Annotated in this window: 21 protein-coding genes; 12 read left to right on the forward strand and 9 right to left on the reverse strand. The window is 71.3% G+C overall.

All coding sequences use genetic code 11. The features are described from left to right. Positions 1-110 precede the first annotated feature (110 nt). Genes FDF13_RS14860 through FDF13_RS12330 form a run of 3 tightly spaced genes read left to right on the forward strand, consistent with a single transcriptional unit; the run spans position 111 to position 2,759 of the window. Complete coding sequence (locus tag FDF13_RS14860; protein WP_175406969.1) at positions 111-914, forward strand: hypothetical protein; 804 nt, start codon at positions 111-113, stop codon at positions 912-914. Next, the gene (locus FDF13_RS12325) at positions 898-1,788 is read left to right on the forward strand and encodes a dihydrofolate reductase family protein (protein ID WP_175406970.1); all 891 of its coding nucleotides are present in this window, start codon (positions 898-900) and stop codon (positions 1,786-1,788) included. Before FDF13_RS14860 ends, FDF13_RS12325 begins: the two co-directional genes overlap by 17 nt. Next, positions 1,785-2,759, forward strand: coding sequence for a malate dehydrogenase (locus FDF13_RS12330; protein ID WP_137319905.1), 975 nt, complete (start codon positions 1,785-1,787; stop codon positions 2,757-2,759). Before FDF13_RS12325 ends, FDF13_RS12330 begins: the two co-directional genes overlap by 4 nt. 50 nt (positions 2,760-2,809) lie before the next feature. On the opposite strand, the gene FDF13_RS12335 is transcribed toward FDF13_RS12330, so the two are convergent. Continuing rightward, a complete protein-coding gene (locus FDF13_RS12335; RefSeq protein WP_254668797.1) occupies positions 2,810-4,042 on the reverse strand; it encodes an alpha/beta hydrolase in 1,233 nt (410 codons plus the stop codon). Between the two features lie 100 nt (positions 4,043-4,142). On the opposite strand from FDF13_RS12335, the gene msrB reads away from it, so the two are divergent. The 5 genes from msrB (at position 4,143) to FDF13_RS12365 (ending at position 8,198) form a co-directional block, all read left to right on the forward strand. Beyond that, positions 4,143-4,622: a peptide-methionine (R)-S-oxide reductase MsrB gene (gene msrB, locus FDF13_RS12340; RefSeq protein WP_137319907.1), complete on the forward strand. Its 480-nt coding sequence runs from the start codon at positions 4,143-4,145 to the stop codon at positions 4,620-4,622. Next, on the forward strand, positions 4,615-5,181 hold the full coding sequence (locus FDF13_RS12345; protein ID WP_137319908.1) for a GNAT family N-acetyltransferase: 567 nt from the start codon (positions 4,615-4,617) through the stop codon (positions 5,179-5,181). The genes msrB and FDF13_RS12345 overlap by 8 nt, the downstream gene beginning before the upstream one ends. Before the next feature lie 79 nt (positions 5,182-5,260). Then, positions 5,261-6,460, forward strand: coding sequence for an FAD-binding oxidoreductase (locus FDF13_RS12350; RefSeq protein ID WP_175406971.1), 1,200 nt, complete (start codon positions 5,261-5,263; stop codon positions 6,458-6,460). A gap of 185 nt (positions 6,461-6,645) precedes the next feature. After that, positions 6,646-7,332, forward strand: a complete 687-nt coding sequence (locus FDF13_RS12355; protein WP_137319910.1) for a hypothetical protein — start codon at positions 6,646-6,648, stop codon at positions 7,330-7,332. Positions 7,333-7,607: 275 nt separating this feature from the next. After that, positions 7,608-8,198: a PKD domain-containing protein gene (locus FDF13_RS12365; protein WP_137319911.1), complete on the forward strand. Its 591-nt coding sequence runs from the start codon at positions 7,608-7,610 to the stop codon at positions 8,196-8,198. A gap of 133 nt (positions 8,199-8,331) precedes the next feature. Here the strand turns inward: FDF13_RS12365 and hemQ are convergent, their stop codons facing one another. From hemQ to FDF13_RS12385, 4 genes are all read right to left on the reverse strand, one after another. Beyond that, a complete protein-coding gene (gene hemQ, locus FDF13_RS12370) occupies positions 8,332-9,042 on the reverse strand; it encodes a hydrogen peroxide-dependent heme synthase (protein WP_137319912.1) in 711 nt (236 codons plus the stop codon). 178 nt (positions 9,043-9,220) lie between these two features. After that, complete coding sequence (gene hemG / locus FDF13_RS12375; protein WP_137319913.1) at positions 9,221-10,657, reverse strand: protoporphyrinogen oxidase; 1,437 nt, start codon at positions 10,655-10,657, stop codon at positions 9,221-9,223. Next, complete coding sequence (gene hemE, locus FDF13_RS12380) at positions 10,654-11,763, reverse strand: uroporphyrinogen decarboxylase (RefSeq protein ID WP_137319914.1); 1,110 nt, start codon at positions 11,761-11,763, stop codon at positions 10,654-10,656. The genes hemG and hemE overlap by 4 nt, the downstream gene beginning before the upstream one ends. Before the next feature lie 117 nt (positions 11,764-11,880). Beyond that, positions 11,881-12,378 (reverse strand): flavin reductase family protein, encoded by a 498-nt coding sequence (locus FDF13_RS12385; protein ID WP_137319915.1) that lies wholly within the window; start codon positions 12,376-12,378, stop codon positions 11,881-11,883. A gap of 148 nt (positions 12,379-12,526) precedes the next feature. On the opposite strand from FDF13_RS12385, the gene FDF13_RS12390 reads away from it, so the two are divergent. Beyond that, positions 12,527-13,141 carry a DUF3000 domain-containing protein gene (locus tag FDF13_RS12390; RefSeq protein ID WP_137319916.1) on the forward strand — a complete coding sequence of 205 codons (615 nt, stop codon included), beginning with the start codon at positions 12,527-12,529 and terminating at the stop codon, positions 13,139-13,141. Continuing rightward, on the forward strand, positions 13,138-14,343 hold the full coding sequence (locus FDF13_RS12395; RefSeq protein ID WP_254668798.1) for an HRDC domain-containing protein: 1,206 nt from the start codon (positions 13,138-13,140) through the stop codon (positions 14,341-14,343). Before FDF13_RS12390 ends, FDF13_RS12395 begins: the two co-directional genes overlap by 4 nt. Positions 14,344-14,365: 22 nt before the next feature. On the opposite strand, the gene dxs is transcribed toward FDF13_RS12395, so the two are convergent. Then, a complete protein-coding gene (dxs, locus tag FDF13_RS12400; RefSeq protein ID WP_137319917.1) occupies positions 14,366-16,306 on the reverse strand; it encodes a 1-deoxy-D-xylulose-5-phosphate synthase in 1,941 nt (646 codons plus the stop codon). A 220-nt stretch (positions 16,307-16,526) separates the two neighbouring features. Here dxs and FDF13_RS12405 point away from each other — a divergent pair, with 220 nt between their 5' ends. Then, positions 16,527-17,075, forward strand: a complete 549-nt coding sequence (locus FDF13_RS12405; RefSeq protein WP_137319918.1) for a dihydrofolate reductase family protein — start codon at positions 16,527-16,529, stop codon at positions 17,073-17,075. 72 nt (positions 17,076-17,147) lie between these two features. On the opposite strand, the gene FDF13_RS12410 is transcribed toward FDF13_RS12405, so the two are convergent. From FDF13_RS12410 to acnA, 3 genes are all read right to left on the reverse strand, one after another. Next, on the reverse strand, positions 17,148-17,957 hold the full coding sequence (locus tag FDF13_RS12410; RefSeq protein WP_254668799.1) for a hypothetical protein: 810 nt from the start codon (positions 17,955-17,957) through the stop codon (positions 17,148-17,150). Further along, entirely contained in the window at positions 17,954-18,499 is a 546-nt protein-coding gene (locus FDF13_RS12415; RefSeq protein WP_137319919.1) for a type IV toxin-antitoxin system AbiEi family antitoxin domain-containing protein, read from the reverse strand. Before FDF13_RS12415 ends, FDF13_RS12410 begins: the two co-directional genes overlap by 4 nt. A gap of 155 nt (positions 18,500-18,654) precedes the next feature. After that, positions 18,655-21,339, reverse strand: coding sequence for an aconitate hydratase AcnA (gene acnA / locus FDF13_RS12420; RefSeq protein WP_137319920.1), 2,685 nt, complete (start codon positions 21,337-21,339; stop codon positions 18,655-18,657). A gap of 338 nt (positions 21,340-21,677) precedes the next feature. On the opposite strand from acnA, the gene FDF13_RS12425 reads away from it, so the two are divergent. Next, a complete protein-coding gene (locus tag FDF13_RS12425) occupies positions 21,678-21,893 on the forward strand; it encodes a hypothetical protein (protein WP_137319921.1) in 216 nt (71 codons plus the stop codon). Positions 21,894-21,962 lie beyond the last annotated feature (69 nt).

Genomic DNA, 21,962 nt, shown 5'->3' on the forward strand with positions numbered 1-21,962 from the left:
CACCCGCCCCGGAGCGCGCGGTCAGCCGTCGGTCAGGCGGCCCCGGCCGGTCCTGGGCCGTGGCGTCGGCCGGACCCGGGCCGTGTCGTCGGGCCCGGCGGGGAGCGCCCATGGCACGATGGACGCATGGTCCATCCCGCCGTCCGGTCCGCCGCACCGCTCCTGCTCGTGGCGCTGCTCGCCACCGGCTGTGCGCGTCCTGCCGGTGGCGACGCCGTGGCCGCCGCCGCATCGGGTCTCCGTGCACCGGCCCAGAGCGCACCGCGCGACCTCCCCGCCCCGCCCTGCGCACACCCGCCGGGGCCGAGGCGCCCGCCGGTCCCTCGCTGCCCCCGCTGCCCGGCATCGGGCCGGAGACGCTCGCCGAGGTCCCGGCCGACACCCGCCAGGTGCTCATCTCCTCGACCCCGGGGCCCGCGGACACGACCGCGACGACGGTGCTGTTCGAGCGCGCCGGCGACGGCTGGGAGCGCACCGGCGAGTACGCCGGCCACAACGGGGGCGCGGGCTGGAAGCGCGACCGGCGCGAGGGCGACCGCACCTCGCCGATCGGGGTGTTCTCGCTCAGCGATGCCGGCGGCTCCCTCCCGGACCCGGGCTCGCTCCTGCCCTACACGCACGAGCCGGCGCTGCGCACCGGTGCGGCGGCCGCCTACGGCGAGGACTACGCGGCGGTGTTCGACCGCGTCATCGCCATCGACTACAACCGGCAGCCGGGCACCCCGCCGAACGACGACACCCGCCCGCTCGGCTGGGACGCCGGCGGCAAGATCTGGCTCCACGTCGACCACGACTCCCCCACCCGGGGCCGCATCACCGTCGACGCCGAGGACATGGTGCACCTGCTGCGGACCCTCGACCCCGCCGCGCATCCGCACATCATCATGGGACCCGCCGATGACCTCGCCCGCTGACGCGTCCGCGGCGGCGGCCGGGCCCGCTGAGCTCCGCGTCCTCCTCCCCTCCCCCGAGGTGCTGCCGCCGCGGCGGGCCACCGCGGAATCGAGCGCCGACCCCGCCGGGCCCGAACCGCGGCTCGTCGAGCTCTACGACTCCGGCCCGCTGTCCGGGCACACCCCCGGGATGCGCGTGCAGGCGAACATGGTGACCACCGTGGACGGGGCGATCGCCGGTGCCGACGGCCGCTCGTCGACGATCTCGACCCCTGCGGACATGCGGGTGTTCTCCGTGCTCCGCTCGCTCGCCGACGCCGTCGTCGTCGGGGCGCAGACCACCCGCATCGAGCGCTACACCCGGCTCACGGAGAAGACCGCCTACCGGGCACAGCGGGCGGCCCGCGGCCAGGAGCCCGTCCCGCTCCTCGTCATCGTATCCGGGACGGGCAGCATCGACACCGCCCGACTCGCCGAGCAGGGCACCTCCCCGATCGTGGTCCACACCGCGACGGACGACCCGGAGACGCTCGCCGGGCTCCGTGGGTTCTGCGGCACCGACAACGTCGTCGTCCACGGGGACATCACCCCGCAGGCGGTGCTCGCCGACCTCGCCGTCCGGGGCGCGCGCCGGGTGCTGTGCGAGGGCGGGCCGACGCTGCTCGGCAGCTGGGTGTCGGCCGGGCTCGTCGACGAGCTGTGCCTCACCGTCTCCCCGCTGCTCGCCGGCAGCGGTACCGAGGATCATCCCGGTCTGCTCGGGACGGTGCGCCTGCCCGCGCCGGTGCCCGCGACCCCGCTCAGCCTGCTCACCGATTCATCGACGTACATCCACCGCCTGGCCCTGCCGGCCGGACCCGCGGCCGCTGCGGCCGCAGAAGGAGAATCCCCATGACGAAGACGATCGCAGTCACCGGAGCCGCCGGACAGATCGGCTATGCGCTGCTGTTCCGGCTCGCCGCCGGCGCGGTGTACGGTGACGAGCCCGTGCGGCTGCGCCTGCTCGAGATCCCGCCGGCGCTGCCGGCGCTCGAGGGTGTGGTCATGGAGCTCGACGACTGCGCCTTCAACACGCTCGCCGCAGTCGACATCACCGACGACCCGCGTACCGCCTTCGACGGTGCGGACGCGGCGCTGCTCGTCGGCGCCCGCCCGCGGGCGAAGGGCATGGAGCGTGCGGACCTCCTCGAGGCCAACGGCGCGATCTTCTCCGCCCAGGGGAAGGCGCTGGGCGAGGTCGCAGGCTCCGACATCCGGGTCGTCGTCACCGGCAACCCGGCGAACACGAACGCCCTCATCGCCTCCACGCACGCCCCGGACATCCCCGCCGCGCGGTTCACCGCGCTCACCCGGCTCGACCACAACCGGGCGCTCGCGCAGCTCGCGGCCCGCGCGCAGGTGCCGGTGAGCACCATCGAGCACCTGGCGATCTGGGGCAACCACTCCGCCAGCCAGTACCCGGATGCCACCCGCGCCACTGCGGACGGCCGCCGCGTCCTCGACATCATCGACGACGAGGCGTGGGTGCGCGAGGACTTCATCCCGACGGTCGCGCAGCGCGGGGCGGCGATCATCGCCGCCCGCGGATCGTCCTCGGCGGCCTCGGCGGCGAACGCGACGATCGAGCACCTGCGCGACTGGGTGCACGGCACCAGCGGGCAGTGGGTGTCGATGGCGGTGCCCTCGAACGGCGAGTACGGCGTGCCCGAGGGCCTCATCAGCTCGTTCCCGTGCACGGTGGACGGCGGGGAGCACCGGATCGTCGAGGGACTCGAGATCGACGCGTTCTCCCGTGCGCGGATCGACGCCTCGGTCCGGGAGCTCGCCGAGGAGCGCGAGGCCACCCGCGCGCTCGGACTGCTCTGAACCGGCCTGACACCGGGCGCCGGCCCGCTCCGATCAGCGGGTGATCGGTCTCAGCGGGTGATCTCGGCGAGGTCGAGGACGTGCGTCTCGATGAAGTTCGCGACGTCGTCGTTCCAGCGGTCGGGGTCGACGTTCCACTCCTTGGTGTGGCGCGCCTTCTCGTAGTGCGGCATCGTCACGAGGTCGCGGCGCACGTTGGCGAGCGCGTGCGAGGGACCCGAGGGCACGAAGTCGTCGTCGTCGGAATGGATGAGGAGGACGCGCGTGTCGAGCTCGGCGGCCCGGCGCACCCAGTCCATCCGGTTGAGGTCGAGCGGGGTCTCCAGGCCGGTGATGCGCCGCGCCCACGGGCGGGTGAGCATGTCGAGCGCGAGCCGGGCGACCGGGGTGGGCAGGAAGTTGATGCGCGCCTGATGGTCGAGCACGTCGTACCAGTCGACGACCGGGCCGTCGAGGACGAGTGCCGCGATGTGCTCCCGATTGCGGCCGCGGGAGGCGGCCTGGAAGGCGATCGCGGCACCCATCGACCAGCCGAACACCACCACCTTCTTCGCCCCCTGGGCGAGCGCGTGGTCGATCGCGACGTCGACGTCGATCCACTCGGTGTCGCCGAGACCGTAGCGGGCCGTCGAGCCGACCGGCACCTCGGGGTCGTTGCGGTAGGAGATCGCGAGCGCGGGGATCCGCAGGTCGTTGAGCACCGGGGCCGCCTTGAGGCCCTCGGCCCGGGAGCCGCCGCGACCGTGGACGAGGATCGCCCAGGTGTCGAGCGGGGTGTCGGCGGTGGTCGGGAAGAACCAGGCCGGCAGGTCGCCGACGTCGGATTCGAGGGTGACGTCCTCGTACGGCAGGCCGGTGGCGTCCGGGTGAGGGTAGAACACGCCCGTCCAGCGGCCGCGGCGGGCGGTGCGGAGGTCTCCCGCGGTCACGGCGAGCACCTCGCGGGACACGGTGCGCGACACCGGGTCGTACTCGACGATGTCGCCGATCTGCGCGTGCCCGGCCCCCGAATCGAAGTGCAGGCCGTACCGGCCGTTGACGAGCGTCTCGTCGTCGGCGGCGAGGTGGACGTGCATGTCGTCGTCGAAGCCGTCGACGTGGAGGATCTCGAGCTCCTCCGGCGCCTGCTCGGGGATCACGACCCGGCGGGCGAAATAGGCCGCGAGACCGGAGGTCGCGACGGAGGCGAGCAGGCCGATCCCGGCCCCGACGCCGAGGCCGGCGGCGGCGATGCGCACGGCGCGCCGCTTGGGGTGCGCGACAGGATCAGGGGACGACGTCACGGGAACCTCCTCATCACCAGGGGTGTCATGCGGACAGTCTACTGTCCGGGTCACCGGAGTAGCATGGGGCGCAGCGAACCGACAGCGGAGGAGAAGGCTCATGAGCAGCGAACAGAACGCAGCACCCACCGTGCAGCGGACCGACGCCGAATGGCGTGAGATCCTCAGCCCGGAGGAGTACGCGGTGCTCCGGCAGGCCGGCACCGAGCGCCCGTTCACCGGGGAGTACACCGACACCACGACCGCCGGCTCCTACCGGTGCCGGGCCTGCGGCGCCGAGCTGTTCCGCAGCGAGACGAAGTTCGGCTCCCACTGCGGCTGGCCGAGCTTCTACGCCCCGCTCGCCGAGGACCGGGTGCGCTACATCCGCGACGACTCGCTCGGCATGCAGCGCATCGAGGTGCGCTGCGCGGCCTGCGACTCCCACCTGGGGCACGTGTTCGAGGGCGAGGGCTACGACACCCCCACCGATCAGCGCTACTGCATCAACTCGATCAGCCTCGTCCTCGCCGAGGACGGTGCGGACACCGCGGGGAACGACGCCGGGGACGGAGCCGCCCGGGAGTCGACCGATGCCTGAGCCGGTCGCCGAATCCGCGGTCCGGCGGGCCGCTCCGGCGGACGCGGTGGTCAAGCACTTCTCCGAGCTGACGAGCGAGGAGCTCTACGGGATCCTGCAGCTGCGCAGCGAGGTGTTCGTCGTCGAGCAGGACTGCGTGTTCCTCGACCTCGACGGGGTCGACCTCTACCCGGACACGCTCCACGCATTCATCCCGCATGCCGGTGCACCCACCCCGTTCCGCGACTCCCACGGCGAGCAGACCGGCCTGTCCGTCATGCCCGCCGCCTACGCCCGGCTGCTCCCCCACGGTCTCGTCGACGGACCGGCCGGGCACCCGGACGGCCGGAGCATCGGCCGGGTCGTCACCGATCCCGCGGCGCGCTCCACCGGCGCCGGGCGTGCGGTCGTCGGCCGGCTCGTCGAGGACTTCGCAGGTAGCCTGCTCACCCTCAACGCCCAGTCCTACCTCGAGCGCTTCTACGCGGGGTTCGGCTTCGAGCGCAGCGGGGAGGACTTTCTCGAGGACGGGATCGTCCACATCCCGATGCGCCGGGCGGCCCGCCCGGCCCGCGGCTGAGCCGTTCCCCGGCGGGGCCGCTCCCGAGTCCCGCATCCCGGCCCGCACCGTTCCGACGACCGACCCGGAGGAGAGTCCCGTGCACATCGCAGTCATCGGCGCCGGGGTGCTCGGTCTGTGCACCGCCCTCCACCTCGCCGAGCGCGGGGAGGACGTCGTGCTCCTCGAGGCGGCGCACCCCTTCGCAGGGGCCAGCGGGCGGTCGTTCGCGTGGATCAATGCGAATCACAAGGAGCCGCGCGCCTACTACGACCTCAACGCCGCGGGCATCGCGGCCCACCACCGGCTGCAGGAGCGGCTGGCCGCGCACGGCCGCTGGTTCCATCCGAGCGGCGGGATCCTCGTCGACACGGGGCCGGACCGGATCCGCACCTATGAGGAGCGCAGCGCCGAGGCGCGGGCCTACGGCTACCCGTGCCGGGAGATCGACCGGGCGGAGCTCGAAGCGCTCGAGCCGGCGGTCGACTGGCCGGACAGCGCGGACGGCGGTCTGCTCTTCGAGGCCGAGGGCTACGCAGATGCCGCGTTCTTCAGAGACACGCTGCTCTCCGCGCTGGCGGATCGCGGGATCGCACCGCGCATCATCACCGTCGAGTCCTGGCAGGCCGCAGGCGACGGCCTCGACCTCCACCTGGCCGGGGGCGAGGTGCTCTCGGTCGATCGTGCGGTGCTCGCCGCCGGGGCCGCATCAAGGGAGATCGCCGCACGGTCCGGCGCGCTGGTGTCCGTAGCGGACCTGCGGGAACGCAGCGCACGGACGCACAGCTTCCTCGGCATCACCGAACCGGTCGACACTCCCCCACTCGACATCGAGCTGCACCGGGTCATCGTGTCCGACCGGATGAATGTGCGCCCGCAGCACGACGGCCGGCTGCTCGTGCAGGTGCCCTCCGTCGAGCACCGGACCGCCGAGCAGTCCACCGCAGAGCAGCTCGCCGAGGTGCGCGCGGAGATGGACGCGGTGCTCGCGGAGTTCTTCGGAGACCGCGCGCGGCTCGAATCGGTGACGCTGAGCGGGCGCAGCCTGCCCGACGACGAGCTCACCATCGCCGGCTTCCTCGACGAGCAGCAGCGCGTCTACGCCCTCGTCACGCACAGCGGAATGACCCTGGCCCCGCACCTCGGGGAGGTCGCCGCCGCCGAGGTCACCGGCACCCCGGATCCGGGTCTCAAGCTGTTCCGGCCCGGCCGGTTCGCGCGGCGCCGTGCGCAGGCGGATGGGGCCGGTGACGGGGAGGCGACCGCCGGGACGCGCGAGGAGTTCATCGGTCGGCAGTGAGCGCGGCCCGGGCGATCGAGCAGTCCGAGACCAGAGCGGCCGGGGAGCTGCGCAGCCGAACAGCCGTGCGCGGGAACAGTGCGGCTCCGAGCACTTATCCACAGGTTCGAACAATTCCGTGCGCTCCGGGGTGGGCTGCATTACCGTAGACAGCACCCGCAGCACTCCTCCCCCAAGGACACCCGATGCCCCTCGTGTTCTCTCCCCCGCCCCACCGTTCCCGAGCGCGCGACGGCCGCCCGGCCTCGAGTTCCTCCCGCCTGCCGCACTCCGTGCGCCCGGCCGCACGGATCGGCGCCCTCGCGGGAGTCGCGGCGCTCGTCCTCTCCGGCTGCACCTCCGAACCCGAGGAGCACACGCTCGCCACACCGACAGCGGCGACGCCCACGGAGACCGAAGGTGCCGGCCCGGAATACACCACCGATCTGCAGCTCAGCGAAGAGGAGAAGAAGGCGGTTGAGGAAGCACTGAAAGTTCTCAATCGCTACGCAGAAGTTTCTACCGAGGTATTCACCGCAGGGGGCGCAGGCGCAGAGAAGTTTGACGAAGTAGCTAAAGATAGCATCTTACTTAGCTTAAAAGAAGAAGCAAAAGGCCTGCGAGACGACAAAGTGCAAATGGTCGGCGAATTCGGATTCGACCAGGTCCAAGTTTTCGAAGTCGATTTAGATAAGTCAGACTCAACCGCTATCCCGCTGGTCAATTTCCACGCATGCGTTCCGGTAGATCGGTACTCGTATACCGACCAATCACCCATGTCAACTGAAACAGGCAACCCCGAACTCAATACCTTTGAAGTGATAGTCGCTGATTACGATGGGGAATGGTTCGTCTCAGAACAATACCTTTGGGCAGAAGAATGCGACATATAACAATCGGAATCTTGATCGCGTTATTTGCGATAACTTTCACTGCTGCAGATCCCGCAGTTGCATTCAACCCAAACTGCAAGATTCGATCCGCAAAGAACAATGATTGTCGTGTGACACAACCGGGCCCCGATCGCCCAGGCGGTGGAGGCTCGGATCGCGGTGGATCGAACCCGGGCGGCGGCGGCTCCGACCGCGGTGGGCGCGGAGGTGGATCGGGCGGTTCCGGCGGTGGCGGCGGAGGCGGTCCGGCCGGTCCGCCCGGCGGCTGCGAGCGGGTGAACCTCCCGTCCGCGGGTGAGACCGTCGAGGTCTGTGCGGAGCTCGATCCCGGGGGCGGGGGCGGCGGCGCCGGGGGTGGCGGCGGGGAGGCCGCACCGACCCCGGTGGTCACGGAGGAGGACTTCCAGTCCTTCGAGATCCCGCCCTCGACGCTCCACTCCTGGCCCGATGCCTGGGCGGTGACGAATCGGCGGACGGCGTTCTGGGCCGACTCCGCGGTCCGCTATATCGACCTCGTCCTCTTCGACATCCCGGTGCAGGTGCGGGCCACGCCCGTGGCCTATGTCTGGGACTTTGGCGACGGCACCACGGACCGCACGACCTCCCCGGGCAGCCGCCCGCGGTCCGTCCAGAACGCGCAGATCCACCACACGTACTCGGCGCCCGGCACCGTCTCGGTCACCCTGACCACGTACTACGCGGGAATGTACTCCGTGGCCGGCGGCCCCTGGCTGACGATCCCGGGCCAGGCAGCGGTGCCGAGCGACCCGCTCGAGCTCGAGGTGTACCGCTACCACCGGTTCCTCGTCGACGAGGACTGCCTCGACGACCCTTCGAGCCCCGACTGCGAGGCTCCGGAGAACTGACGGGAGCAGTCGCTGCAGCACCGATCCGACGCCGCGCGGCTCCGGGGTGCCCCCCGGAGCCGCGCGGTGCCGGTTCGACGTCCGGCGGCGGTTCGACCGCCCGGTGGCGCGCGCCTCGGCACCAGGCGACGGTTCAGCGCCAGGCGGCGATGATGTCGACGAGCTCGCGGCGCGGGCCGGTGAAGAACGGGAGCTCCTCACGCACGTGGAGGCGCGCCTGGGTGGCGCGCAGCTCGCGCATGAGGTCGACGATCCGGTCGACCCGCGAGGCCTCGAAGGACAGCAGCCACTCGTAGTCGCCGAGCGCGAACGCGGAGATCGTGTTCGCCTTGATGTCCTTGTAGTCCGCAGCCGCCATGCCGTGCTCGCGCAGCATCTGCGAGCGCTCCTCTGCCGGCAGCACGTACCATTCGTAGGACCGCACGAACGGGTACACGCAGATGTAGTCGCCGGGCGTGCTGTCGGTGAGGAACGCCGGCAGGTGGGACTTGTTGAACTCAGCCGGGCGGTGCATGCCGATGACCGACCACACGGGCTCGAGGATCGAGCCGAGGACCGAGTGGCGCACGGCGGCGTAGGCGGCCTGGATCACCTCGGTGGTGGGGGCGTGCCACCAGAACATGACGTCGGCATCGGGACGGAACGCGGACACGTCGTAGACGCCGCGCACCACGAGGCCCTGGTCGCTGAGCGCGGCGAGCCGGGAGTTGACCTCCTCGGCGAGCGCGGCGCGGTCCTCCTCACCGATCTCCCCGGCGACGGAGAACACGCTGTAACCGGCGTAGCGGATCTCCTGGTTGAACTTCTCGATCTCTTCCGGGGTGGGCTGGCGGTAGTTCGACATGGTTCCTTCTTCCTCGTGGTGGTGTCCGTCGCTCAGGTCTGCTGATGGTGCGGGGGCGGTGTCTCCGTGCTCAGCCGGCACGTGCGCAGTGTGCACACGCTCAGTGCCGGTGAGCTCCGTGCGGGTGAGCGCAGTGCGGGTGAGCGCAGTGCCGGCGGGCGCAGCCGGCTCGGCACGATCACGGCGGCGGGCCGCCGGTGAGCCGGGCGATCTCCTTCTCCGCCCGCGCGATGCAGGCGGGGATCCCGACCCCGTCGTAGGCGGAACCGACGAGCGCGAGGCCCGGGATGCCGGCGAGCACCGCGTCGATGCGTGCGGTGCGCTCGAGGTGGCCGGGCGTGTACTGGGGCAGCGCCGCGGTCCACCGCTGCACCTCGGAGTGGAGGACGGGCGCGGCCCGGCCGGTGATGCGCCGCCAGTCCGCGATCGCCCGGGCGGCGAGCTCCTCGTCGGGCAGCGGCTCCCACGCGTCCGGGTCGTCGCCGAACCGGCCGACGCTCATCCGCACCACGGCGGTGTCCGCGGGCAGCAGCGCCGCGAGCCACGGCCACTTGTTCGAGGCGTAGGTCGAGGCCTTGATGAACGCGGTCTCCGTGGGAGGGACGAGGAAGCCGGAGCCCTCGAGCGGGGCCTCGGCGACGTCGATGACGGCGGTGACCACGGCGGAGCTCGCATGGTCCACTCCCCCGATGATCCCCGCGATCTCCGCGTCGACCCCGGCGAGCAGACCGGTCGCGGCGTGCGCGGGCACGGCGAGGACGAGAGCGTCGAACTCCTCGACTCCGCCGCTCACGCTCTCGACGGCCCAGGTGCCGCCGCCGGCCTGTCGCACGGCGCGCACCGGAGCCCCGAGCCGGAACTCGACCCCGGACTGCGCGAGGTGCTCGGCGAGCGCGGTGACGAGGCGGTTCATCCCACCGCGCAGCGACATGAACACGGGCGGCGCCTCGGCGGGCTGGGAGCCGGGGACGTTCGCCCCCGGCGTCGCCGCGCGCCCGGCGGCCCGCGCGCGGAGCACCTCGGCGACGGCGTCGAGGACCGGGGTGCCGGCCCGGGCCGCGGGCAGGAGCGCGGGGATCGTCGCGGCGAGGGAGAGGTCGCGGCAGCGTCCGGCGTACACGCCGCCGAGCAGCGGGTCGACCACGGTGTCGACGAGCGCGTCGCCGAGCCGGGCTGCGAGGAAACCGCCCACCGACACGTCGCCGGCGGCCGGCGCGGTGAGCTGCTCCTCGCTCACCCGGACGATCTCGGACTCGGTGAGCAGGCCTGCGAGTGCCTGCGGGTCGGCGGGCACGCCCATGAGGGTGCCGGCCGGGATCGCGTGCATGGCGCCGTGGGCGTGGATGCGGGAGGAGTGCGCGCGGGACGGGAACTCGAGTTCGAGGCCGAGCTCGCGGCACAGGCCCACGGTCTCCGGGCGGACGTACAGGCTCGCCTCGGCACCGACGTCGGCACCGGCGGGCGCATGGCCGTTCAGGTCGGAGCCGCGCAGGCACCCGCCCAGCCGGTCCGAGGCCTCGTACACGGTGACCGCGGTGCCGGGCCGGGTGCTGATGAGCCGGTGGGCGGCGACGAGGCCGGAGATCCCGCCCCCGACGACAGCGGCGGTGCTCACCGGCGGTCGCCCGCCTCCGCGGCCGGGTCGACCGGGTCCATGCTGTCCCCGGCTCCCGAGGCGTCCCGGCGCTCGGCGAGGACCTCACGGGACACCCGGTGGACCTCCTCGACGACGAGGCCGGGGACGGCGGGGTCGGTGGCCGGCAGCACCCCGTGGCCGAGGTTGAAGACGTGGCCGCCCGGATGGTCGAGACCGGCGCGCACGATCTGCTCCACGCGCGGCCGCAGCACCTCCCACGGGGCGAACAGCATCGCCGGGTCGAGGTTGCCCTGGAGCGCCTGGCCGGGCTGCACCCGGGCCGAGGCGGCGGCGAGGTCGACGCGGAAGTCCACACCCATGACGGTGGAGCCGGCCTCGGACATCGGGGCCAGCAGCTCCCCGGTCTGCACACCGAAGTGGAAGCTCGGGACGTCGTGGCGGCTCAGCGCTGCGAACACCTCCTGCGAGTGCGGGAGCACGGCGGCGCGGTAGTCCTGCGGGCCGAGGTAACCGGCCCAGGAATCGAAGAGCTGGAAGGCGCGGGCGCCGGCGGACAGCTGCACGTCGATGAAGGTCGCCGACATCCGGCCGAGCTTGGCGAGGATCGCGGAGAACAGCTCCGGATCCCCGAGCATCATCGCCTTGGTCTTCTCGTGGTTGCGGCTCGGCCCGCCCTCGATGAGGTAGCTCGCCACCGTGAACGGCGCGCCGGCGAACCCGATGAGCGGGGTGTCGCCGAGCTCCGCGACGATCCGGGTGACGGATTCGGTGATGTCGGACAGCGCCTCGGCGTCGAGCTCGGGCAGCCGGTCGAGGTCGGCGCGGGTGCGCACGGGGGTGCTGATGACGGGTCCGACCCCGGGCTCGATGACGACGTCGACACCGGCGGCCTGGAGCGGGACGACGATGTCGGAGAAGAAGATCGCGGCGTCCACGCCGTGCCGACGGACCGGCTGCAGGGTGATCTCGGTGACGAGGTCCGGGGTGCGGCACGCCTCGAGCATCGCGTTGCCCTTCCGGAGCTCCCGGTACTCGGGGAGGGAGCGACCGGCCTGCCGCATGAACCAGACGGGGGTGTGATCAACCGGCTGCGAGAGGGCAGCGCGTACGAGAGTCGAAGCCATTGCTCCATGGTCTCATCTGCGCGCGGCCGGAAGAAACCGTGTCGTACCGCAGGACCGCCCGTCTCAGAGCGGAGCCGCCCGCACCGCCGGTTCCGGGATCGGGCGCCGAGGCGCCGCTCAGGGCAACGGGGTGTCGGCGGTGAGGGCGTGGAAGGTGCGGTCGACATAGACGAGCGGAGGACGCGGCGCGTCGGCGAGGATCTCGCGGACCGCGGCGACGACCACGATCGACTCCCCCACCTCGACGTGCTCGAGGTGCTCGCACAGGAGGGCGGCGTGCACCCCGGGCAGCACCGGCTCGCCGCCCGGCAGGGTGCGCCAGCCCTGCTCGGGGGTGAAGCGCGGAGCACCGGGCACGGCGAAGGACCGGGCGATCTCGACCTGGTCGGCGCTGAGCAGGTTGACGACGAAGGACGGAGCCGCGAGCACGCGGGAGGCCGAGCCGCGCCGCGAGGTCACGGAGAACAGCAGCGCCGGGGGCGCCGCGGACACGCTGGCCACGCTCGACACCGTGAGACCGACCGGCCCGTCCGGTGAGGCCGCGCTGATCACCGCCACCCCGGCGGGGTGATGACGGAACGCGTGCTTGAACGCCTCGGGGTCGAGCTGGTTCACGGGTGCGGTCTCCTTCGCAGCGGCTGGACGGATGGTTCGAGGGGTGCCCTCGCTCCCCCAACGCCGCGCACCGGGTCCGGCATTCCCGCCGCCCGGCGCCTCGGCGTGGATGCTAGGACATGTCCGCGTCGTTGCCTACTCTGGACTCGTGGTCATCCCGTCTCCGCTCAATCGCACGCCCGAACCGTTCGCGCGCGCCTCGACCGTGCTCCGCGAGGTGACCGGCCGCCCCCACGTGTCGATCTCCGAGATCCCGGCCCCGGGCAAGCTCGCCCCCTACGCCCTCGCCCTCGGGGCCGAGGTCCGCGCCGAGGACCACCCGGTCGTGCCCGCCGACGACGACGTCGACGAGCTCGCCACCGGACGCGTCGTCGTCCTCTACGACCCCGACCGTCCGAGCGAGTGGGACGGGGAGTTCCGAGTGGTGAGCTACATCCGCGCGGAGCTCGAGCACGAGCTCGGCCACGAGGCCATGCTCGGCTCCGTCGCCTGGTCCTGGCTCACCGAGGCCCTCGAGACGAACGGCTGCGAGGTGCGCAGCATCGGCGGCACCACCACCCGCGTGCTCTCGGAGAGCTTCGGCACGCTCGCCGGGCGGCCCTCGACGATCGACCTCGAGTTCCGGGGCTCGTGGACCCCGGTGATGGAGGAGCCGGAGGAGATCGCCGACCACCTGACCGCGTGGATCGACCTCCTGTGCACCGTCGCCGGCCTCCCACCGCTGCCCGAGGGCGTCACTCCCCTACCGGGGCGCCGCCGGTGAGCTCCCACCACACCGACGAATCCCTGCCGCTGCTGTCCGCCCCCGCGGACGGGGTGCCCGACATCGTCGACACCCCGGACGCCCTCGCCGCGGCGGTCCGCGACCTGGCCGCCGGCACCGGTGCGGTGGCCGTCGACGCCGAGCGCGCCTCGGGCATCCGCTACGGCGGGCGCGCCTTCCTCATCCAGCTGCGCCGCGCGGGCGCCGGGACGATCCTCATCGACCCCGAGGCGCTGCCGGACCTGTCCACGGTCGACGACGCCCTGCGCGGCGCCGAATGGGTGCTCCACGCCTCGACCCAGGACCTCCCCTGCCTCGCCGAGCGCGGGATGCGCCCCGACGCCCTGTTCGACACCGAGCTCGCCGCGCGCATGCTCGACTTCGAACGCTTCGGACTCGCCGCGGTCGTCGGCGAGACGCTCGGCGTCCGCCTGGCGAAGGAGCACTCGAACGTCGACTGGTCGGGCCGTCCGCTGCCGCGCGACTGGCTGACCTACGCCGCGCTCGACGTCGAGCTCCTCATCGAGGTCAGCGACATCCTCCAGGCGCAGCTCCAAGAGACCGGCAAGGCCGAGTTCGCACAGCAGGAGTTCGACCACCTCCTCGACTTCACCCCCAACGTCTACGCGGAGCCGTGGCGCCGCGTGCAGGGCCTGGGCTCGGTGAAATCCCGCCGCGGCCTGGCGCGCGTCCGGTCCCTGTGGACAGCCCGGGACCGGGTCGCCGCCGCGCAGGACCTCGCACCGAGCCAGATCCTGCGCGACCGCCACCTCATCGCACTCGTCGGCATCGATGCCCGCACTCCCGACGACCTGCGGCGCGTCCCGGGCGTACCCGGGATGGACCGCTCGGCGCGCCTGCGCTGGCACAAGGCCCTGAGCGATGCCGACGCCCTGCCCGAGGCCGAGCTCCCCGATCACCGCTCCGCGGACGCCGAGGCACCCGCCGAGGTCGACCGGAACCGCGTCAAGGCGCGCCTCGATCTCATGAAGCCCGCCGTCCAGGAGGTCGCGCGGGACCTGCAGATGCCGCACGAGGTCGTCCTCACCCCGCGCCACGTCAAGACTCTCGCCGGCCGGCGCACCATCGGGGACGAACAGGCCGTCGCAGCGTTCCTCGCCGAGCGCGGCGCCCGGCCCTGGCAGATCGAGGCGACGGCCGGAGTGCTCGCCCGGGCCGCCGCCGAGGCCGACCGGGACTGATCGGGTCGACGTCTCCGGCGGGTCAGCCGGTGCGGGTCGCGGTGCGCTCGACGCGGTCGACGATGTCGGCCGGGAGGATCCTCAGGATCTTGTCGACCATGTCCGGCACCGCGAGGCCGGCGTACTCGAGGATCTCGTCCCGGGTGCCGTGGGGCAGGAACTCGTCGGGCACCCCGAGCTCGAGCACCCCGGTGCGCGAGTCGTCGTCGCGCAGGTCCTGGCGGATCTGCGAGCCGATGCCCCCGATCTTCACCCCGTCCTCGATGACGGCGACGAGCGCGTGCTCCTTGCCCATGTCGAGCACCGACTCCGGCACGGGCAGCACCCAGCGGGGGTCGACCACGGTGGTGCCGATGCCCTGGGCGCGGAGTGCCTCCGACACGGCGAGCGCGCGATCGGCGAGCGCGCCGACGGACACGATGAGGACGTCGGCGGGCAGGCTCGCGGGCGTCTCGGCGAGCACGTCGACCCCGTCGGCGGTGCGGCGCAGGGCAGCGATCTCGGTGCCGACGGTGCCGCGGGAGAACCGCACGACGGTCGGGGCGTCGGACACCTCGACGGCCTCGCGGAACTCCTCGGCCAGGCGGGTCGCGTCGCGCGGGGCGGCGAGCCGGAGCCCGGGGACGATCTGGAGCATCGCCATGTCCCAGATGCCGTGGTGGCTCGCGCCGTCGGGACCGGTGACCCCGGCCCGGTCGAGGACGAAGGTCACCCCCTGCCGGTGGAGGGCGACATCCATGAGGAGCTGGTCGAACGCCCGGTTGAGGAAGGTCGCGTAGAGGCACACGACGGGGTGGAGCCCGCCGTAGGACAGACCGGCGGCCGAGGCCACGGCGTGCTGCTCGGCGATGCCGACGTCGAACACCCGGTCGGGGAACTCGGCGGCGAACTTCTCCAGGCCCACGGGCATGAGCATGGCGGCGGTGATCGCGACGAGGTCGGTGCGGGTGCGGGCGATCTCGACGATCTCGGAGCCGAACACCGAGGTCCACGAGGTGCCCGTCGAGGGCTGGGAGCGGCCGGTCAGCGGGTCGATGACGCCGACGGCGTGGAACTGGTCGGCCTCGTCCTCGATCGCCGGGGCGTAGCCGTGGCCCTTCTGGGTGATCGCGTGGACGATGATCGGGCCCTGGTCGAAGTTCTTCGCCCGGGTGAGCGTCTTCTCCATGCTCTCGAGGTCGTGACCGTCGACGGGGCCGAGGTACTTGATCCCGAGCTCGTCGAACATCCCGGTCGCCGGTGCCGCGACCATGTCCTTGAGGCCCTTCTTCATCCCGTGCATCGCAGTGTAGGCGGCGCGCCCGGGAGGACCGGACTGCTGCAGGCGGTCGCGCCCCCAGCTCAGCAGCTTCTCGTAGTTCGAGCTCGCGCGCAGCGAGTCGAGGTGCGCGGCGAACCCGCCGACGGTGGGTGCGTAGGAGCGCCCGTTGTCGTTGACGACGATGATGAGGCGGCGCGGCGGCTGGGAGCTGTCGGCGGCGATGTTGTTGAGCGCCTCCCAGGCCATGCCGCCGGTCAGCGCCCCGTCGCCGATGACGACGACGACGCTGCGCTCGGACTCGCCCTTGAGCTGGTGGGCCTTGGCGATGCCGTCGCCCCAGGACAGGGCCGCCGAGGCGTGGGAGTTCTCGATGATGTCGTGCTCGCTCTCGGCCCGCGAGGGGTAGCCGGAGAGCCCGTCGCGCTGGCGCAGCGTGTCGAACTGCGCGTAGCGACCGGTGAGGAGCTTGTGGACGTAGGTCTGGTGGCCGACGTCGAAGAGGATCGTGTCGCACGGTGAGTCGAAGACGCGGTGGATCGCGGTGGTGAGCTCGACGACCCCGAGGTTCGGCCCCAGGTGCCCGCCGGTGCCGGCAACCGTGGTGATGAGCGTGTCGCGGATCTCCTTGGTGAGCACCTGGCACTCGGCGTCCGACAGCGCCTTGAGGTCTGCCGGGGAGGTGATGGTCTCCAGGAAAGTCATTCGCGGGTTCGCTCCTTCGGGTGCGCCGGGTAGGGGCACGACTGTCGAAATGTTCGTCCAAGCGTAGCAATCCTACTGCCCGCTTCCTGGGTGGACGCCCAGGCCGCGGGGCATGGCGGGGTGTGCGATGCGCGATGTGCGCAGGATCGGATCACGGCGGACCGCGGCCGAGGCGCACACTGGGAGGAGCAGCGACGCACCCCGACCACTGGAGGACCCCATGCGCTCGGTCGTCATCACCCAGAACATCACCGCGGACGGCTCGATCGAGATGCTCGACGACTGGTTCGACCCGTCCGGGATGCCGGAGACCGGGGAGCTGTTCGAGCTCAACCAGGAGCAGGACGGCGCCTGCGACCTCGTGCTGCTCGGCCGGTGCACCTTCGAGGACTTCCGCGGGTATTGGCCGGGCGCCGACGATGCGGCGGGGATCTCGGACTACCTCGAGTCCGTCGACAAGGTCGTCGTCTCCCGCACGCTCACCGAGCCCGGGTGGCAGAACACGACGGTCGTGCGCGACCCGCTCACCGCGGTCCGCGAGCTGCGGGAGCGCGACGGCGGCGAGATCGTCATCACCGGGAGCATCTCCGTGTGCCACGCGCTGCTGCGCGCCGGGCTGGTCGATGAGATCCGGTTCTACGAGTACCCCTGGGCGCAGGGGCGCGGCCGGCGCCTGTTCCCCGCCGACTGCGCCCCCGGCAGGCTCACGCTCCTCGAATCCCGGCTCCTCGACGGCATCATGCCCTACCGCTCCTACCGGATCGGGTGAGGGCGGACCCGGAATCGCGGCGGTCGCGGCGGCGCATGGTGGCCTGCTCGTCCGCCTGCAATCGGGTGGCGTTCACGTCGAAGCGCGGGACTCGATCTCCGTGATCACCCGCTCGAGCCACTCCCGCGCAGCGGCGATGTCGACCAGTACCGGTGTGCTGCCGTCGACCTCCGTCTCCTGACGCGCTTCGTCGTAGGCGACTCCCCAGTCGTCCATCGGCCGCAGCGGAAGCGGCGGCCACTGCTGTGCGCGACGGAACTCCAGGTCGTGCGCTCGGACGAAGTCGGGGTCCGTCACTGCGTGGATCTTCTGTGCGATCTGGTGCTCCAGGTCGATGAGTTCGACCGGCCGCAGCTCGCCGTCGATACTCCGTCGGGAGTGAGCACGGGGTTCGATCTCTGGGTCGGACACCTCGACGTCCAGTCCGGCCCATTCCCGGCCGAGGAACGACAGTGTGACCCGGTGGGGATGCATGACGTACTGAGGTCGGGCGAGCCCGGGATCGTGCACCCGTCCGAGCCGCAGCGCGCCGGTGAACGCCACGCGGTCCGGCGCTTCGGGGTTCGCGCGCAGAGCTCTCGTCGAGGCGGGCACCGCGCCCCAGCCGTGGGCCAGCCGCGCACGGAACTCCTCCTCGAAGCTCGCACCCCGGTCCCGGGTGGAGACATCCAGATCGGCGGTGGCCCGAGTGCCGCGCTCTCCCATCCTCAGTTTGATCCCCATTCCTCCTTTGATCGCCACGGCGTCGGGCAACATCTGCGACACGACGAGAGTGCAGAGCATAAGGCGGACGCGGGCGATGGTAACTCGCTGCTCGCGCGCGATGTCCGCGAGTCGGCGGTTGAGCTGTGCGATGTTCAGCGGCGGGGTCACGGCTCTCATGCGCCGACGCTCCTGCTCGACGGGTCGGTGAAGTCCCGTTCCGCGATGAGCTCGCGACGACGGGCCTCGGCGACGAGCGCCGTCCAGCGGTCCGGCGGCATCCGGTACCGCATGTCCTCCAGTGCGCGCCGGACAGTGGTGCCCGGGATGCCCTCGTGCTCTGTGAGATCGTCGTCTGGGATCTCCGTGCGCGCCTCGAGCTCCATCCAGTCCGGCAGCGACCGGCGCACCCGACGGCGGGTGCCCACCCGGATACGGCGCGGGTTGAAGTGTCCCAACCCCACGAGGTCGAGCACGGCTTCGCGGTGGAGGAACGCGCCCCGGCCGGCCAGCGCGACTGCTGCCGCCGGTTCGGTGAACACGGTGATCGGAATGTCTCGGTGCGCGTACACGCCCTTGCCGTAGGGCCGCAGCGCGCCGCGATGCGCGAGCTTGCGCACCTCGACCGCAGGCACGCCCGCGTCCTCGGCCTCGGCCTCGACCACGGTGACGATGCCGTGCCGCTCTGCGGCGATTTCCCACAGATCATGTCGGTAGCTCATGGACACACCCCCTCGCAATGTCAATAGTGCACCGTTACCGGTACGGTTTCGGCAGGGGCTCGCTTTCACCTCCCCCGCCCACCCGTGAATAGACCGCGGGCCGGGGATCCCGAAGGATCCCCGGCCCGCGGCCATCTGCGCCTCAGCGCAGGCGATCAGTTCTCGACGAGCGAGCGCAGCACGTACTGCAGGATGCCGCCGTTGCGGTAGTAGTCGGCCTCACCCGGGGTGTCGATCCGGACCACCGCGTCGAACTCGACGGTGTCGCCGCCGCCCTTCTTCGCGGTGACCTTGACCGTCTTCGGGGTGGAGCCCTCGTTGAGCGCCGTGACCCCGGAGATGTCGAAGGTCTCGGTGCCCTCGAGGCCCAGGGTCTCGGCGGACTCGCCGGCGGGGAACTGCAGCGGCAGCACGCCCATGCCGATGAGGTTCGAGCGGTGGATCCGCTCGAAGCTCTGCGCGATGACCGCGGAGACGCCGAGCAGCTTGGTGCCCTTCGCCGCCCAGTCGCGCGAGGAGCCGGTGCCGTACTCCTTGCCGCCGAGCACGACGAGCGGGATGCCCTGCTCCTGGTAGTTCACCGAGGCGTCGTAAATCGTGGTCTGCGGACCGCCCTCCTGCGTGAAGTCACGGGTGAACCCGCCCTGCACACCGTCGAGCAGCCGGTTCTGCAGACGGATGTTGGCGAAGGTGCCGCGGATCATGACCTCGTGGTTGCCGCGGCGCGAGCCGTAGGAGTTGAAGTCCTTGCGCTCCACACCGTGCTCCACCAGGTACTTGCCGGCCGGGGTGTCGGCCTTGAAGGAGCCCGCCGGGGAGATGTGGTCGGTGGTGACCGAGTCCCCGAGCAGCGCGAGCACGCGCGCCCCGGAGATGTCCTCGACCGGCGAGGTCTCCTTGGTCATCCCGTCGAAGTACGTGGGCTTGCGCACGTACGTCGAGTTCGGGTCCCACTCGAAGGTGTTGCCCTCGGGCGTGTCGAGCTGCTGCCAGCGGGCGTCGCCCTCGAAGATCGTGCCGTACTCGGTGTCGAACATCTCGGTGTCGATCGAGGAGTCGATGACCGACTGGATCTCCTCCGGGCTCGGCCAGATGTCCTTGAGGTAGACGTCCGCGCCCTCGGAGTCCTGGCCCAGCGGCTGGTTCTCGAAGTCGAAGTCCATGGTGCCGGCCAGCGCGTAGGCGATGACGAGCGGCGGCGAGGCCAGGTAGTTCATCTTGACGTCCGGGCTGATGCGACCCTCGAAGTTGCGGTTGCCGGAGAGCACCGCGGTGACGGAGAGGTCGTTGTCCTGGATCGCTTCGGAGATCTCGTTCTCGAGCGGGCCGGAGTTGCCGATGCACGTGGTGCAGCCGTAGCCGACGACGAAGAAGTTCAGCGCCTCGAGGTCGTCGATGAGGCCGGCCTTCGTGTAGTAGTCGGTGACGACCTTCGAGCCCGGGGCGATCGAGGTCTTGACCCACGGCTTCGAGTTGAGGCCCTTCTCCCGCGCGTTGCGCGCGAGCAGACCGGCGGCCATCATCACCGAGGGGTTCGAGGTGTTCGTGCACGAGGTGATCGAGGCGATCGCCACCGCACCGTTGGCCAGGTCGAAGCTGCGGCCGTCGGGCATCGACACCGCGGCCGACTTGGCCTCGTCGCCGGGACCCACGTAGTTGTGGATGTCCTTGGCGAACTGCGACTTGGCGTCGGTGAGCTCGATGCGGTCCTGCGGACGCTTGGGCCCGGAGATGGAGGGCACCACGGTGGACAGGTCGAGCTCGAGGTACTCCGAGTACGCGATCTCGGCGTTCGGATCGTGCCACAGGCCCTGCTCCTTGGCGTAGGCCTCGACGAGCGCGATCTGCTCCTCGGAGCGGCCGGTGAGCTTGAGGTACTCGACGGTGACGTCGTCGATCGGGAACATCGCGGCGGTCGAGCCGAACTCGGGGCTCATGTTGCCGATCGTCGCACGGTTGGCGAGCGGCACGGAGCCCACGCCCTGGCCGTAGAACTCGACGAACTTGCCCACCACGCCGTGCTGGCGGAGCATGTCGGTGATCGTGAGCACGACGTCGGTCGCGGTCACGCCCGAGGGGATCTCACCGGTGAGCTTGAAGCCGACGACGCGCGGGATGAGCATCGAGACCGGCTGACCGAGCATCGCGGCCTCGGCCTCGATGCCGCCGACGCCCCAGCCGAGCACGCCGAGGCCGTTGACCATCGTCGTGTGCGAGTCGGTGCCGACGAGGGTGTCCGGGTAGGCGCGCGTGACGCCGCCGACCTCGCGGGCCATGACGACGCGGGCGAGGTACTCGATGTTGACCTGGTGGACGATGCCCATGCCCGGGGGCACGACCTTGAAGTCGTCGAACGCGGTCTGGCCCCAGCGGAGGAACTGGTAGCGCTCACCGTTGCGCTGGTACTCGATGTCCATGTTGCGCTCGATGGCGTCCTCGGACCCGAAGGCGTCGATCTGCACCGAGTGGTCGATGACGAGCTCGGCCGGAGCCAGCGGGTTGATCTTCGCCGGGTCGCCGCCGAGGTCCTTGACGGCCTCGCGCATCGTGGCGAGGTCGACGATGCACGGCACGCCGGTGAAGTCCTGCATGACGACGCGGGCGGGGGTGAACTGGATCTCGGTGTCGGGCTCCGCCTCGGGATCCCACTGGGCCAGCGCGGTGATGTGGTCTGCGGTGATGTTGGCACCGTCCTCGGTGCGCAGCAGGTTCTCCAGCAGCACCTTGAGGCTGAACGGCAGCTTCTCCGATCCTTCGACCGCCGAGAGACGGTAGATCTCATAGGACTTGCTGCCGACCTCCAGGGTGCCCTTCGAGCTGAAACTGTCGACGTTGCTCATCGTGACTCCTTAAGTTCATTGGCACGCGATACCCGTTTCGCTCGGAAACCTGGCCGATGGGGCCTTTGCGCCGAATTAGGTGACACAAATGTTTCCGAAGATATCTTGACGTCAAGATAAATCGTATCGCATTCGGTCCTCGGTATCCACCGCCCCGGGGGTGTCCGGAAGCGGGTTCCCCCTCGTCCGGCGGGACCGCCTGGCCCTGTGCGATCGGTGGGAAAACCCCCGGGGCGGAATCTTCCGGGGGGCGAGAATCGTTGTACGCAGTGAACACGCCGTCCCCGACCGGGCCGGCCGGCGCACCCCGCGCCCATGACCGACCACAGGAGGAACCCATGGATCCCATCACTCTCGGCGCCGGCTTCGGGTTCGGCGCGCTTCTGCTCGGCCTGCTCTTCGCGTGGATCTGCCGCAAGGTGGCCCGCGGCAAGAACCGCTCGACCTTCTGGTGGGGCATCTGGGGCTTCCTTTTCACCTGGGTCGCCCTCATCGTCGTCGCGGTGCTCGACTCCAAGGCCCCCGAGCGCGGGTCCGCCGTCTCCTACAGCTGAGGCCGCGCCGCCCGGCCGGGCCCTGCCGCCGGGGCCGCGAGCACAGCGCCCCATCCGAGCCTCTCGGGC

Source organism: Brevibacterium sp. CS2 (assembly GCF_005280295.1).
GTDB classification, from domain to species: Bacteria; Actinomycetota; Actinomycetes; order Actinomycetales; family Brevibacteriaceae; genus Brevibacterium; species Brevibacterium pityocampae.